The sequence below is a fragment of the Kitasatospora sp. NPDC053308 genome, assembly GCF_055585785.1.
On the sequence record NZ_JBVJJY010000004.1, the window covers coordinates 247406 to 261855 of the forward strand.

Here is a 14450-nt window from a genome sequence, read left to right on the forward strand (position 1 = left end):
GAGGAAGCCCCATGCGGAGCACCCCGAACCCCCGGATCAGTCGAACCGCCGTGAGAGCGCCGCGCGTTCGGCGCCGGAGTCTGGCGGCGGCCTCCGCCGCGGCCGTCGTGGCGGCGCTGGTGGCGCTGCCCGGCGGCGTGGCCCAGGCGGCGTCGCCCGACATCGTGATCAGCCAGGTGTACGGCGGCGGCGGCAACTCCGGCGCCCCGTACACCAATGACTTCGTCGAGCTGTACAACCGCGGCACCGCCCCGGTGTCCGTCACCGGCTGGACGGTCCAGTACACCTCGGCCGGCGGCTCGACCTGGTCGCGGACCGCCCTCTCCGGGACGATCGCACCCGGCCACTACTTCCTGGTCCAGGAGGCCGCCGGGGCCGGCACGGGCTCCGCGCTGCCGACGCCGGACGCCACCGGCACGATCGCGCTGTCCGCGACCTCCGGCAAGGTCGCCCTGGTCACCAACGGCACGGCGCTGAGCTGCAGTTCGGGCTGCGCCGGTCTGCCCGGGGTGAAGGACCTGGTCGGCTACGGCAGCAGCGCGAGCTCCGCCGAGGGCTCGCCGACCGGCAACCTGTCGAACACCGCCGCCGCCCTGCGCGCCGGCGGCGGCGCCACCGACACCGACGACAACGCGGCGGACTTCGCCGTCGTCGCGCCCACCCCGCGCAACTCCTCCTCCACCGGCGGGGGCGGCGGCACCGGCGGCACCCGCATCCACGACATCCAGGGCGCCGCCCGCACCTCCCCGCTGGCCGGCAGCGCGGTCAGCGGCGTGCCGGGCGTGGTGACGGCCGTCGGCCCCAACGGCTTCTGGTACCAGGACCCGCAGCCCGACAACGACCCCGGCACCAGCGAGGGCGTCTACGTCTACACCGCCGGCGCGCCCTCGGTCGCGGTCGGCGACTCCGTCACGGTGAGCGCCACCGTCAGCCAGTACCGCCCGGGCGGCACCGGCGGCACCGCCAACCTGTCGATCACCGAGCTGACCGCGCCCACCGTCACGGTGGTCGCCCACAACGCGCCGCTGCCCGCCGCCACCCTGGTCGGCCCGGGCGGCCGGATACCCCCGTCCGCGGTCATCTCCAGCGTCACCTCCGGCGACGTCGAGACCGCGGGGAACTACCGGCCCGCCACCGACGGCCTGGACTTCTGGGAATCCCTGGAGGGCATGCGGGTCGAGATCGACAACGCGGCCGTGGTCGGCCCGACCAACAAGTACGGCGAACTCCCCGTCGTCCCGCAGGGCAGCACCACCCGCACCAACCGGGGCGGCATCCTGCTGCGGGCCGACGACGGCAACCCGGAGCGCGTCGTGCTCGGCAAGGCGCTCGCGCCCACCCCGACCGCCGATGTCGGCGACACCCTGACCGGCGCCACCGTCGGGGTGCTCGACTACGCCTTCGGCAACTTCACCCTCCAGGTCACCGCGACCCCGGCGGTCACCCCCGGCGGCACCGCCCCCGAGGTCACCGCCGCGCCGACGGCCGGCCAACTCGCCGTGGCCACCTTCAACGTGGAGAACCTCGCCCCGTCCGACCCGCAGAGCAAGTACGACGGCCTCGCGGCGGGCATCGTCACCAATCTGCGCGCGCCCGACCTAGTCGCCCTGGAGGAGATCCAGGACGACAGCGGTGCCACCGACGACGGCACGGTGAGCGCCACCCAGACCCTGGCCAAGCTCACCGCGGCCATCACCGCCGCCGGCGGCCCCTCCTACTCCTACCGGGAGATCGACCCCGTGGACGGCCAGGACGGCGGCCAGCCCGGCGGCAACATCCGCCAGGTGTTCCTGTTCCGCACCGACCGCGGCCTGTCCTTCACCGACCGGCCCGGCGCCGGATCCACCACCGCCGACTCCGTGGTGAACGCGGGCGGCACCCCGCAGCTCGCCTACTCCCCCGGGCGGATCGACCCGGCCGACACGGCGTGGAACTCCAGCCGCAAGCCGCTGGCCGGCGAGTTCCGCTGGAACGGCAGGCCCGTCTTCGTGATCGCCAACCACTTCAACTCCAAGGGCGGCGACCAGCCCCTCTTCGGCCGCTACCAGCAGCCGGCCCACCCCTCCGAGACCCAGCGCCACGCCCAGGCCACGGCGGTGAAGGCCTTCACCGACCAGCTCCTCGCCGTGGACCCGAACGCCTCCGTCATCGTGCTCGGGGACCTCAACGACTTCGAGTTCTCCCAGACCGCCGACATCCTCACCGCCGGCGGCTCCCTCACCGACCTCCCGCGCACCCTGCCGCTGCCCGAGCGCTACACCTACGTCTACGAAGGCAACTCCCAGGTGCTGGACCACATCCTGATCTCCGGCGCCCTCGCGGCCACCTCGTACAGCTACGACATCGTGCACATCAACAGCGAGTTCAGCGCCCAGCTCAGCGACCACGACCCCCAGGTCGTCCGCATCCCCCTGCCGTAAGCGCCCCGGCCCCCGGTGCCGGCCTCCCCCGTGGGCGGGGAGGCCGGCACCGGCCGTGCCACGGACCCATCGGCCCGGAGAACCGCAGGTGGGGCGGCGCGCGGGTGGGGCTAGGGTTCGGTGCATGACCACGCACGTCCCGCTCCACTTCACCCGCACCACCGACCTCGGCGCCCACGACGACCTCGTGCTGAGGCTCGGCACCTGGCGGCACGCGTGCGATTCGTACTACCTCGGTCTCGACGACTCGCCCACGATGGGCGCCGGCATCGCGTCGGGCCTCGTCCGGCTCGTCGGCCAGTGGCTGGAGCAGCTCGACCGGCTGCCCGCCGAAGGCCCGGCGTTCCTGCCGTTCGACTTCTCCGACGAGTGCACCGGCTGGCTGCGGGTGTCGAGCGTGGGCGCCGGCCGGGTCGTGGTGGAGGCCGGCTGGAGCGCGGTCGAGGGGTGGAGCTTCTACCCCTCGGACATCGCCGGGACGGCGGCGGGCCTCGCGGACTTCGATCCGGTCGAGAACACCGCGATCGAGTGCGGGCTCGACGCGCTCCGGCTGACCGTGACCGCGATCCGCGCCGGGTTCGCGGCCCAAGCCCCCGTCTAAACCCCGTCCTCCGGTTCCGCGGTGAGGCGTCGCAGCAGGCCGAGCAGGGTGGCCCGGTCCGGGGCGGGCAGGGGGGCGAAGCAGTCGGCGAGCACCTCGTCGGCGACCGCGTGACCGGCCGCCAGGGTCCGCTCGCCGGCGGCGGTGAGGTGGTGCTCGATGCGGCGGCCGTGGCCCGGCCGGCGCTCCACCAGGCCCTGGGCGGCCAGGCGGCCGACGAGGGCGCCGAAGGCCTGCTCGCTCTGGAAGGTCGCGGCGGCGAGCGCCCGGGCGGTGGCCCCCGGTGAGCGGCCGATCGCCCGCAGGGCGTCCCACTGCGCCAGCGTCGTGCCGACGGCCGCGAGCGCGCTGTCCAGCGCCCGGTGCTGCCGGTACTGCGCCTGCTTGACGGCCCTGCCGAGTTCTTGCAGCTCACCATGCATGGCCCGATTCTAGGCCACGACCAAGCTAGCTTAATTAAAGATCCTTAGTTACTCTGGGGGCATGAACCCCTCCCCTTCCCTCCCGCTGTCCGAGGCCGGAACCGGCCGCCCCGTCCTCCTCCTCCACGGCGGCGGAGGCCCCGCGACCGTCGCCGGCCTCGCCGAGCGACTCTCCCCCGGCGCCCACACCCTCACCCCCGTCCACCCCGGCTGGGACGGCGTCGAACGCCCCGCCGGCCTCGCCCGCATCGCCGACCTCGCGCTCGTCTACCTGGACCTCCTGCGCGACCGCCGGCTGCGGGACGTCCTGGTCGTCGGCTCCTCCCTCGGCGGCTGGATCGCCGCCGAGATGGCCGCCCGCGACACCGCGGGAGCCGTCACCGGCCTGGTCCTGATCGACGCCGTCGGCATCCGCGTCGAGGACGAGCCGATCACCGACGTCTTCGCCCTCGACGCCCGCGGCCTCGCCGAGCACTCCTGGCACGACCCGGACCGCTTCCACGTCGACCCGGCCGCCCTCCCGCCCGCCGAACTCGCCCGCCGCCAGGGCAACATGGCCACCATGCGCGCCCTCGCCGGCGATCCCTACATGCACGACCCCGAGCTGCCGCCCCGGCTCGGCCGCATCCGGGTGCCCACCCTGCTGGTCTGGGGTGCGAGCGACCGCGTCGTCACCCCCGCCTACGGCGCGGCCTACGCGGCCGCCATCCCCGACGCCCGGCTCCACGTCGTCCCCCGCGCCGGCCACCTCCCGCAGCTCGAACAGCCCGAGGCCACCCACGCCCTGGTCGAGGCCCACCTGCACCGCACCACCACCCGCCCCGCCACCGCCGGCTGACCCGCTCCCGGGCGACGGCCGGTCGAGGGCCGCGGCGCCGGGTCGACGCAGGACGTCGCGAGGCCGGCCCGGCCGAGGACGATGCCCGCCGCGCGACCCGGTCGACGCACGTGGGCGGCGGTGCGGCGACCACGTGCGTCACCCAGCGCGCCGAGCCGTGCGGCTCACCGCGCGGTCCGGGGCGGGCGGGACGGGCATGGCGCGCCAGGTGGCGGCGAGGGCCTCCATGGCCACCAGGCGCATGGCGGTGCCGGCTTCGGGGAAGTACCGCTCGGTCTCGCCGGCGGGGGTGAAGCCGAAGCGGGTGATCGCCCGGACGGCGTCGGTGTTCTCGACGGACGTCATGCTCCCCACCCGGGCGAGGCCGAGTCCGGCGAAGGCGAGCTTCAGCAAGAGCCAGCCGATCTCGGGCGCGCACCCCGAGCCGCGCAGGTGCCGCGGCGAGCGTCGTGAACCGCGCCGCCTCGGCGCGGCCGTTCTTGCGCACCGCGAGAACGAGGCCGACGTCGTACGTGCCGGGAGCCCGGGGCCGTCAGGCCGCGCCGCCGGGGAGGTCACCGGCGGGCTCGGCCAGCAGCCGGTAGCGGTGGCCCTCCCGGCGGACGGTGCCGGCCGTGGGGCGCGGGAAGTGGGTGCCGAGGAGCAGCGTGTCGGTGTCCGCCAGGGTGTCGAGGATCCGGGCGCGGGTGCGGACGGCCCGGGCGGGGTCGATGTCGACGCAGCTGTGCACGTGGGGGTGGGACAGCTGGACGGGGTGGTGGATGCTGTCCCCGGTGATCAGCGCCCTGCGGTCCCCGCCGCGCAGTTCCACGGCGACCTGGCCGGGCGTGTGGCCCGGCGCGGGGACCAGGAAGACGCCCGGCGCGACCTCGCGCCCCTGCTCGGGCACGTCCAGGAGGTCGTACTGTCCGGCGTCGCGCACGGGGGTGACGGAGTCCCGGAACATCTGCCGACGGGCCGCGTCCAGCGCGACGGAGTCCCAGTGGTCGCTCTCGGCGCGGCTGGTGAGGTAGCGGGCGCGGGGGAAGGTGGGCACCCAGTCCCCGCCGAGTCGGCGGGTGTTCCAGCCGACGTGGTCGGTGTGCAGGTGCGTGGTGATCACCAGGTCCACGGACTCGGGCGGGAAGCCCGCCGCCGTCAGCCGCTCCAGGAAGTCGGTGTCGAGCCCGTTCCAGGCCGGGTTGGCGCGCTGCTTGCCGTTGCCGATGCCGGTGTCGACGACGATCCGCAGCCCGCCGGTCTCCACCGCGAAGCTGTGGCTCGCCAGCCGGGGGACCTCGGCGTCGGCGAAGTCGGGCCGCAGCCAGGAGGCCTCGTCCAGCACCTCCTTGGTGGCGTCCGGCAGCAGCCAGGGGCCGGTCTGCGGCGGCAGTTCGATCTCGTCGATCCGGTGGACGGCGATGCCGCCGAGGCTCCATCCGGTGCCAGTGCCGGCGGAGGGGGCGGAGGGGGCGGAGGGGAGGTTCGGACGGGGCGTGCTGCTGGTCATCTCACGGTCCTTGCGGGGTGGGCGGATCGGGTCGGGGCGAAGCGGGGCCGGGGCCGGATCGGGGCTCAGGCGGTGCGCGGTCGCCGTCCGGCGCGGAGGAGGCCGAACAGGGCCAGCAGGACGACCGTCAGGGCGTAGAGCGAGACGGCGGTCCGCAGGCCGTACAGATTGGTCAGCAGTCCGGCGAGGACGGCCGGGACGCTCATCGCCAGGTAGCTGAGCACGTAGTAGGCGGCCAGCGTCCCGGCGCGTTCGTCCGGGGCGGCCGGGGGCAGCAGCAGGCGCAGTGCGCCCTGGGAGACGGCGCCGAAGCCCGCGCCCGCGAGGGCGGTGCCGACGAACAGCGCCGTCAGGCTGTGCAGTGGGGGGCTGCTGAGGGTCAGCAGGGCGCCCGGGATCAGCAGCGCGGTGCCGACGAGGCTCACGGTGCGGGCGGGCCGTGCCCGGGCGGCGTGACCGGCGAGGCCGGCCGCGGCCGTGAGGGTGAGGAAGACCAGCCCGCCGGTGGCGGGGGCGGCGTGCGGAGCGATGAGCCGGGCGAGCGAGGGGCCGAGCGAGGAGGCGAAGCCGCCCAGCGCCCAGGCCGCGACGACGCCGGGCGCGACGAGCGCCATGGCGGGCCGGGAGGCGCGGGCGACGGCGACCGAGGGGCGCAGCGTGCGCCGGTCGAGCGGGCGGGTGCGGACGGTCTCGGGGGTCCGCAGCACGGCGGCGGCCTGCGCGGCGAAGAGCAGGAGCAGCAGCAGGTGGACGGTACGGGTGGGGGCGGGGGCGTACTGGACGAGGGCGGTGGCGGCCAGCACGCCGACCGCCATGCCGGCCACCGGGGCGATGCCGTTGGCGGCGGTGGCCCGGCCGGGCCGCTCGGGGTCCTCGAAGTCCAGCAGGGCGGCTCCGGCGGCGCTGGTGGCCACGCCGGTGGCCAGGCCCTGCAGGATCCGGGCGGCGATCAGCGCCGGCACTCCCCGGGCGGCGGCGAAGACGACCATCGCGAGGCCCTCCACCAGCAGCGCCGCGGCGAGGACCGGGCGCCGGCCCAGCTGGTCCGAGAGCGTGCCCGCGGTGAGCAGCGCCGCCAGCAGGGCGAGCGCGTAGGCGCTGAACACGACGGTCAGCGTCATCGCCGAGAAGTGCCAGGACGCCTGGTAGAGCGCGTAGAGCGGGGTCGGTGCGCTGGAGGCCGCCAACAGGCCGACCAGCACGGAGGCGTGCAGCCGGAAGGCACCACGGCGGCCCAGCACGGGCGGTCGGCGGCGGCGCGCCCGGGGGCGCCGGTGGGGGTGGGACTCGGACGGCAAGGCCGTGACGCAGGTCATGGAACACCTCGAAGCCGTTAAAGCGAATGCTTTGCGTTAAGCACTCTAGGCTCGCGCCACCATAAACGCAAATATTTAGCTTTTAGACGCCGGAGGACGGCCCCACCCGGCCGAGCACCGCCGCCACCAGCCGTCCGGCGTACGCCTCGGACAGCTCCGACGGCCGGAACAGGATCCGGTACATCAGCGGCGCGACCACCACGTCCAGCAGCGTCTCCACGTCCGGCACGGCCTCCCCGCGCCCCGCCGCCCGCACGCCGATGGCCTTCAGCTGCTCGGCCGCGTAGTCGGAACACCGCGTCGCGTTGCCCTGCTCGGGATCGCCCAGCAGGGCGTCACGGATGTAGGTGCGGCCCGCCGTCGAATCCATCTCCTCGGCGAACTGCACCGTCCACGCCTCCAGGTCCGCCCGCAGGCTCCCGTGGTCGGCCGGCGGCGCGTCGGGCCGCAGCCGCTCCACCGCCACGTCGGACAGCAGCTCCCGCAGGTCCCCCCACCGGCGGTAGACGGTGGACGGCGTCACGCCCGCCCGGGCCGCGATCAGCGGCACGGTGAGCGCGTCCCGCCCCACCTCGGCCTCCAGGTCACGGACCGCCTGGTGCACGGACTGCTGGACGCGGGCACTACGCCCGCCTGGTCGTGTGGTCGCTCGGGCACTCATGGCCCCCAGCTTAACGCGAAGGAGTTGCGTCAGGCCCCGCCGACCAGCCCCACCCGGCAGCCAGCCCCGCCGACCAGCCCCGGCCCGCCGCCCGCCGACGGGCGGCCGACCGCCCGGCCGAGACCCCCGCGTACCGGCCGCCTCCCGGCCCGCGGGGGCGCCGGTGCCGTTACCCGACCGCCCGCTCCGCGGCGAGGAAGGCCGTGAGGTCGGCGGCGAGCTGCGGGCCGAGTTCGCCCCAGCCGGCCTTGTAGCCGTAGACCCCGGCCAGCGTGCGCGCCTCGTAGTCGCCGTTCATGATCTCGATGTCGTCGGCCGTGATGAGCGCCGGGTGGGCGACGCCGACGGCGGCCGAGACCTTGAGGAGTTCCTTGCGCAGGGTCCGCAGGTACATGGCGGCCCGCTCGGCCTTGGAGGCGGGGTCCACTCCGCGGGCCAGCCACGGGTTCTGGGTGGCGATGCCGGTGGGGCACTTGTCGGTGTGGCACTTCTGCGCCTGGATGCAGCCGATCGACAGCATCGCCTCGCGGGCCACGTTGATCATGTCGACGCCCAGGGCGAAGGCGACGGCGGCGTTCTCGGGCAGGCCGAGCTTGCCGGAGCCGATGAAGGTCAGCTCGTCGGTCAGCCCCAGCTCGGCGAAGGTGCCGTAGACCCGGGAGAAGCCCATCCGGAACGGCAGCGAGACCGAGTCGGCGAAGATCCGCGGCGCCGCGCCGGTGCCGCCCTCACCGCCGTCGATCGTCACGAAGTCGACGCCGCGGTCGCCGCGCGCCATGAGGGCGGCCAGCTCCTGCCAGAAGCCGAGCTCGCCGACCGCGCTCTTGATCCCGACCGGCACGCCGGTCTCGGCGGCCAGCAGTTCGACGAAGTCGAGCATCGAGTCGACGTCACCGAACGCGGTGTGCCGCGACGGGGAGGCGCAGTCCCGGCCGACCGGGATGCCGCGGATCCCGGCGATCTCCGCGGTCACCTTGGCGCCCGGCAGCATCCCGCCCAGCCCGGGCTTGGCGCCCTGGGAGAGCTTGATCTCTATCGCCCTGACCGGGGCGCCCGCCACCACGTCCTTGAGCTTGTCGAGGTCGAAGCTGCCGTCCTCGTTGCGGCAGCCGAAGTAGGACGTGCCGAGCTGCAGGACGAGGTCGCCGCCGTTGCGGTGGTACGGGGAGAGCCCGCCCTCGCCGGTGTTGTGCAGGGTGCCGGCCAGCGCCGCGCCCTTGTTGAGCGCCGTGATCGCCGCGCCGGAGAGCGAGCCGAAGCTCATCGCGGAGATGTTGACCAGGCTCGCCGGCCGGAACGCCTTGGCGCGCCCCCGCGGCCCGCCGAGCACCTTGGCCGAGGGCAGCGGGGCCTGCGGGTCGTGCACGTCGGGCACGTCGGCGGCGAAGGTGCGCTGCTTGAGGTAGGCGTGGCCCTGCACGTGCTCGACGTCGAGCTCGGTGCCGAAGCCGAAGTAGTTGTTCTCCTGCTTCGCCGACGCGTAGATCCAGCTGCGCTGGTCCCGGCTGAACGGGCGCTCCTCCTCGTTGGAGGTCACGATGTACTGCCGCAGCTCCGGTCCGATCGTCTCCAGCAGGTACCGGGCGTGCCCGAGCACCGGGAAGTTCCGCAGCAGCGCGTGCTTCTTCTGGGTCAGGTCACGGGCCGCCAGGAGCGCTACCGCCGTTGCCGCGGCCGCGCCGATCTTCCGGGCTTGCATGGACGTTCCTCCTGGGTGCGGGGATGGACGCACGGGGTGCGAAGGGATGCGCACCGCACGCGCATCGCATGCTAGGGGGCCGTTCGCACGGGCCTTCGACCAGGGGCCTCGTCCGCTGTCCGGCCCCGGGGCCGCCCGGGCGTTCCGGCATGCGGACGCGCGCCTGGCGTTCGGCGGGCCAGCAGCCGGCATTCAGCCCGCGTACACGCCGTTTCCACGTCGCCTCACCAGAGTTCGGCCTCGTGCCTACCTCACACTCGCGCTCCGGCGTCGCCGCCCTGTGCGCCGCGGCTTTGACGCTTTCAGGACTGGCCTTCACCGGCGTCGTCGCGGCACAGCCCGCCGCCGCCGCGTCCCCGGCCGGCTACCAGAACGTTCGGATCAACGAGGTCACCTCGTCGAACAGCGACACCGTGGAGCTGTACAACGCCGGCTCGACCGCGGTGAGCCTGAGCGGTTGGAAGATGTCGGACGACGGCTTCTCCCCGCAGTCGTTCAGCCCGTCCTCCCCCACGATCGCCGCCGGTGGCTTCGTCACCTTCAACTCGCCCAAGGGGCTGGGTGACTCGGACAAGCTGGTGATCTACACCTCCGACGGCACGGTGGTCGACCGGGTCGAGTGGGCCACCGGTGCGGCCAAGCCGGCGATGGCGCGCTGCGGCGGTGACGGCACCGGCGCCTGGGTGACCACCACCGCCGCCACCACCTTCGGCGCCGCGAACGCCCCGGGCTGCCCGTCGCCGACGCCGGCGGCGAGCCGGGTGCGGATCAACGAGGTCACCTCCGACGGCGCGGACACCGTGGAGCTCTACAACGGCGGGACGAGCGCCGTCAGCATCGGGTCGTGGAAGTACGTCGACAACGACACCACCCACTCCCCCGTCTCCCTCTCCGCCTCCTCGCCGAGCGCGACCACCATCCCCGCCGGCGGCTACGTCACCTTCGGCTCCGCCCTCGGCTTGGGCGACAACGACTCGCTCTTCCTCCTCGACGCCAACGGGACCACCGTCGACTCGGTGACCTGGGCCGCGGGCGGCGCCAAGCCCTCGGACGAGCGCTGCGCCAACGGCACCGGCTGGTTCCGGACGGCCACCACCGCGACGCTCGGCGGCGCCAACTCCTGCTCCGGCAGCGGCGGCGGGGGCGGCGGTCAGACCGGCCACCTGCTGGGCGGCGGCGGCGCGCTCACCAGCGGCTGCACCCCCGAGGCGCCCAGCGGCACCGGCTCCACCCCGGCGGGCACCCTGGCCTGGCCGGGCGGACCGGACGTCACGATCGCCGACAACGTCTGCGCCTTCACCACCTCCTCCGGCCCCGAGGGCCGGGACCTGAGCGGCCTCGCCTTCGACCCGGCGAACCCCTCGGTGCTGTGGGCCGCCAAGAACAAGAACTGGCTGTTCAAACTGGTGAAGAGCAACGGCTTGTGGATCCCGGACCCGTCCTGGAGCGCGACCGGCAAGCAGATCCGCTTCGCCGGCGGCACCGGCCAGCCGGACTCCGAGGGCCTGACGGTCGGCGGCAACGGCCACGTCTACGTGACCTCCGAGCGCGACAACGCCGACAACACCGTCCCCAAGGACACCATCATGGAGTTCGACCCGGCCGCGACCGGCTCGGTCCTCACGCCGCTCCACCAGTGGGACATGACCTCGCAGTTCCCGCAGCTGAACACCGGCAGCAAGGACGACGCCAACCTCGGCTTCGAGGGCGTCGGCTACGTGCCGGACAGCTGGCTGACCGCCAACGGCTGGGTCGACCCGCTCACCGGCGCCGCCTACAACCCGGCGAACTACCCGCTGCACGGGGCCGGCCTGTACGTCGCCGGCCTGGAGTGGGACGGCACCCTGCACGTCTACGGCCTGAACTCCGACGGCACGTTCACCACCTTCGGCACCGTCGCGACCGGCAAGGCCTCCGTGATGGACGTGACCTTCGACGCCGGCACCCAGCGCATCGTCGCGACCTGCGACAACACCTGCGGCGAGACCCACACCTTCCTGAAGGTCGACGCCGCCGGCGCCATCGTCCCGGACGTGACCTACGGCAACCCGGCCGTCATGCCGGTCGACAACCTGGAGGGCTTCGCCCTCGCGCCCGCCTCGACCTGCGTCAACGGCTTCCGCGAGGCGCTCTGGAGCGACGACGGCATCTACGGCTTCGGCTCCGGGAGCTCCTCCTACGGCCACGCCCTCTACAGCGGCACCTTCCCCTGCTGATCCCGCCGCGGCCCGGCGCGAGCCCGTCGCGGCGGACGGCCCGGGCCCGCGCCGCTGCGGGCCCGGGCCGTCTCGTGCGTCCGCGGCCCTCCGTCGGCCGCGGACCGTCAGCTGACCGCCGCCGTGGCGGCCGTGGCGGCGGTCACCGCCGCGATGGCCGCGAGGGCGACGCGCATGTTCCGGATCGCCTGACCGACGGAATCGCCCGCCCAGTCGCCCGCCGCGATCTCGGCGAAGCGCAGCTCGACCCGCGCCCGCGGGAGGTCGGGGAAGGCCAGCGCGTGCAGCCGGGCACCGTGCAGGAGGGCTATCAGCGTCGCGGTGCGGACGTCGGGCGCCTCGTGGTGCCGGATCACGGCCGTGAGCCGCGCGCGCAGTTCACGCTCGACGGAGCCGTCCGCCTCCGGGTAGCGCCGGACCGGGAAGAGGCCGAGGACCCGGCGGCTCTCCTCGACGACCAGGCCGCGCTCGCACAGCCGCTGCACGGTGGACCGGACGGCCGTGGCATGGTCCCTGGTCAGCCACTCCGCCGCCTTCGCCTTGCCGGGGGCCTTGCGATCGGCCCACTCGCCGAGCCGCTCCAGGCGCCCGTCGAGCAGCGGGTCGCCGGTGGGCGTGCGGTCGGTGACGGTGATCCGGCCTTCGTCGAGCGCGACCCGCCCGGCCAGCGCGAGGTCGGCGAGCAGGCCGCCCGCCACCGCCCACCCGGCGCTCGAACTGTCCTTCGCCACACCGGACTCGTCGTCCAGCGAGAGCAGCATCAGCTCCTCGGCGAGGGTGACGTGCATGTGCCATTCCTTTCCCTGGTCGGACCGGCCACCCCGCCGCGTGCCTGCCGGCCGCGACAGCCGGGTGTCCTCAGCCAGCAACGCCCACCCGCACGTTCCGGTTCCCGCCGGCCAGCGCCCGCGGCAGCACGGGTCCGGCGGCCGCGCGACCGGAACATTACCGGCCAGTAATTTGGCTGATCACCCCCTCCCCTGAAAGGTCGTCAGATCGCTACGCTCCCCCGGACGAACGATCACAGCGCCGCATGATCCGAGGTCAGCGCGGGGCGGAGGGTGGGGAGCAGCGATGGAACGGTCCAGGCGGAACAGCGCACGGCGCACGGCGAGCGTGGTGCTCGCCGCGGTGGTCGCCCTCGGCACCGGCGCGGCCGCCCGACCCGCCGTGGCCGTCCCTCAGCCCGCCGGAGCGGCCCGAACGGCGCCGGGCCCCGGCTCGTTCCGGCTGGCCGACATCCCGGCGCAGGACAGCGTCGTCCTCAAGGCCGACGTCTTCACCCCGCCCCCCGGCACCCCGGGCGCCGACCCGCAGGGGCGCTACCCGCTGGTGGTGCAGCCGGCCAGCTGGGGCCAGAACGACCTGGAGTACGTCGCCCAGGGCCACGCCCTCGCCGACGCCGGGTACGTCGTCGTCACCTACACCGTGCGCGGCTTCTGGGCGTCCGGCGGCGAGGTCGACGTGGCCGGGCCCAAGGACGTGGCCGACATCTCCGCGGTGATCGACTGGGCGCTCACCCGGACCCCCGCCGACCCGCAGCGGATCGGCATGGTCGGCCTCTCGCTGGGCGGCGGCCTCACCCTGCTCGGCGCCGCCTTCGACCCGCGGATCAAGGCCGTCGCCTCGCTCAGCGGCTGGGCCGACCTCACCGACTCGCTGTACAGCGGGCAGACCCGGCACCTCCAGGCGGCCGCCGTGCTCGCCGGCATCCAGGCCCCGACCGGCCGCAAGAGCCCCGAGTTCGCCCGGGTGCTCGACGACCTCTTCGCCGACCGCGACCTGCCCGACGTCATCCGCTGGGCGGACACCCGCTCCCCGGCGCGCTACCTGGACCGGATCAACGCCAACGGCACCGCCGTCCTGCTCGCCAACGCCTGGGGCGACAGCTTCTTCAACCCCGGCCAGATCACCGACTTCTACCAGCGGCTGACGGTGCCCAAGCGCCTCGAACTGCGCCCCGGCGACCACGCCGGCCAGGAGTTCACCGGCCTGCTCGGCCTCTCCAACGCGGCCTGGAGCAGCGCCCGGTCCTGGCTCGACCGGTACCTCAGGGGCACCGGGGCCGACACCGGAGCCGGGAGCGACGCCGGAGCAGGGACCGACGCGGGAACAGGGACCGACGCGGGAGCAGGGACCGGCCGGCGCCTGGCGGTCGACCTGGAGGTCCGCCCCACCGGCCGCCACGAGAGCCACCCCGACTGGCAGTCGGTGACCACCCGCACCGACCACCTGGCCGTCGGCGCCGACACCCTCGGCGACCCGGCCGCCGGCCCGTGGCGCCGCACCGTCCTCGGTGACCTGCCCTCCGGCGCGCACGCCGGAGTCGCCCTGCTCTCCGGCACGGCCGACCAGGTGCTGCACCAGCCGCCCACGGCCGTCATCCCGCTGCTCGCCCGCCCGGCCGCCGCCGTCTGGCAGTCCCAGCCGTACCCGCAGGGCCTCTCCGTCCGGGGCGCGGCCCGCCTGCACACCGCCGTCAGCTCCACCAGTCCGGACGGCACGGCGGTGGCCTACCTCTACGACGTGGACGCCCTCGGCGTCGGCCGGCTGCTCTCCCACGGCCCGCAGAGCTGGAGCGGACGCACCCCCGGCCGGCCCTTCCCGCTCGACGTCACCCTCTTCGCCACCGCGTACGACGTCCCGCCCGGCCACCGCCTCGCCCTGGTCCTCGGCACCCGCGACGCCCTCTACGGCGGCACCACCCCGCTCGGCAGCACGGTGACCTTCGCCTCGACCCCGGACGACCCCGCCGAGCTCGCCCTGCCGGTCCGCTGAACCACCCTCG

At 74.6% G+C, this 14450-nt stretch carries 12 protein-coding genes; 5 read left to right on the forward strand and 7 right to left on the reverse strand.

The window, feature by feature from the left end:
- Positions 1–11 precede the first annotated feature (11 nt).
- Positions 12–2420 (forward strand): lamin tail domain-containing protein, encoded by a 2409-nt coding sequence (locus tag ACZ6Y7_RS11735; RefSeq protein ID WP_465757714.1) that lies wholly within the window; start codon positions 12–14, stop codon positions 2418–2420.
- 124 nt (positions 2421–2544) lie between these two features.
- On the forward strand, positions 2545–3021 hold the full coding sequence (locus ACZ6Y7_RS11740) for a hypothetical protein (protein WP_465757715.1): 477 nt from the start codon (positions 2545–2547) through the stop codon (positions 3019–3021).
- Here the strand turns inward: ACZ6Y7_RS11740 and ACZ6Y7_RS11745 are convergent.
- Positions 3018–3443, reverse strand: a complete 426-nt coding sequence (locus tag ACZ6Y7_RS11745) for a MarR family winged helix-turn-helix transcriptional regulator (RefSeq protein ID WP_465757716.1) — start codon at positions 3441–3443, stop codon at positions 3018–3020. The genes ACZ6Y7_RS11740 and ACZ6Y7_RS11745 overlap by 4 nt on opposite strands.
- A 61-nt stretch (positions 3444–3504) precedes the next feature.
- Between ACZ6Y7_RS11745 and ACZ6Y7_RS11750 the strand changes: the two genes are divergently transcribed.
- Positions 3505–4281 (forward strand): alpha/beta fold hydrolase, encoded by a 777-nt coding sequence (locus ACZ6Y7_RS11750; RefSeq protein ID WP_465757717.1) that lies wholly within the window; start codon positions 3505–3507, stop codon positions 4279–4281.
- 138 nt (positions 4282–4419) lie between these two features.
- Here ACZ6Y7_RS11750 and ACZ6Y7_RS11755 read toward each other — a convergent pair whose 3' ends face one another.
- The 5 genes from ACZ6Y7_RS11755 to ACZ6Y7_RS11775 all read right to left on the reverse strand — a co-directional run bounded on the left by ACZ6Y7_RS11755 (position 4420) and on the right by ACZ6Y7_RS11775 (position 9446).
- Complete coding sequence (locus tag ACZ6Y7_RS11755; protein ID WP_465757718.1) at positions 4420–4674, reverse strand: GNAT family N-acetyltransferase; 255 nt, start codon at positions 4672–4674, stop codon at positions 4420–4422.
- Between the two features lie 139 nt (positions 4675–4813).
- Positions 4814–5770: an MBL fold metallo-hydrolase gene (locus ACZ6Y7_RS11760; RefSeq protein ID WP_465757719.1), complete on the reverse strand. Its 957-nt coding sequence runs from the start codon at positions 5768–5770 to the stop codon at positions 4814–4816.
- 65 nt (positions 5771–5835) lie between these two features.
- Positions 5836–7086, reverse strand: coding sequence for an MFS transporter (locus ACZ6Y7_RS11765; RefSeq protein ID WP_465757720.1), 1251 nt, complete (start codon positions 7084–7086; stop codon positions 5836–5838).
- An 82-nt stretch (positions 7087–7168) separates the two neighbouring features.
- Entirely contained in the window at positions 7169–7747 is a 579-nt protein-coding gene (locus ACZ6Y7_RS11770) for a TetR/AcrR family transcriptional regulator (RefSeq protein WP_465757721.1), read from the reverse strand.
- Positions 7748–7916: 169 nt separating this feature from the next.
- A complete protein-coding gene (locus ACZ6Y7_RS11775; protein ID WP_465757722.1) occupies positions 7917–9446 on the reverse strand; it encodes an FMN-binding glutamate synthase family protein in 1530 nt (509 codons plus the stop codon).
- A 242-nt stretch (positions 9447–9688) separates the two neighbouring features.
- Between ACZ6Y7_RS11775 and ACZ6Y7_RS11780 the strand changes: the two genes are divergently transcribed.
- Positions 9689–11662, forward strand: coding sequence for a lamin tail domain-containing protein (locus ACZ6Y7_RS11780; protein ID WP_465757723.1), 1974 nt, complete (start codon positions 9689–9691; stop codon positions 11660–11662).
- Positions 11663–11769: 107 nt separating this feature from the next.
- On the opposite strand, the gene ACZ6Y7_RS11785 is transcribed toward ACZ6Y7_RS11780, so the two are convergent.
- Complete coding sequence (locus ACZ6Y7_RS11785) at positions 11770–12450, reverse strand: GOLPH3/VPS74 family protein (RefSeq protein WP_465757724.1); 681 nt, start codon at positions 12448–12450, stop codon at positions 11770–11772.
- A 286-nt stretch (positions 12451–12736) separates the two neighbouring features.
- Between ACZ6Y7_RS11785 and ACZ6Y7_RS11790 the strand changes: the two genes are divergently transcribed.
- Positions 12737–14440: a CocE/NonD family hydrolase gene (locus tag ACZ6Y7_RS11790; protein ID WP_465757725.1), complete on the forward strand. Its 1704-nt coding sequence runs from the start codon at positions 12737–12739 to the stop codon at positions 14438–14440.
- Positions 14441–14450 lie beyond the last annotated feature (10 nt).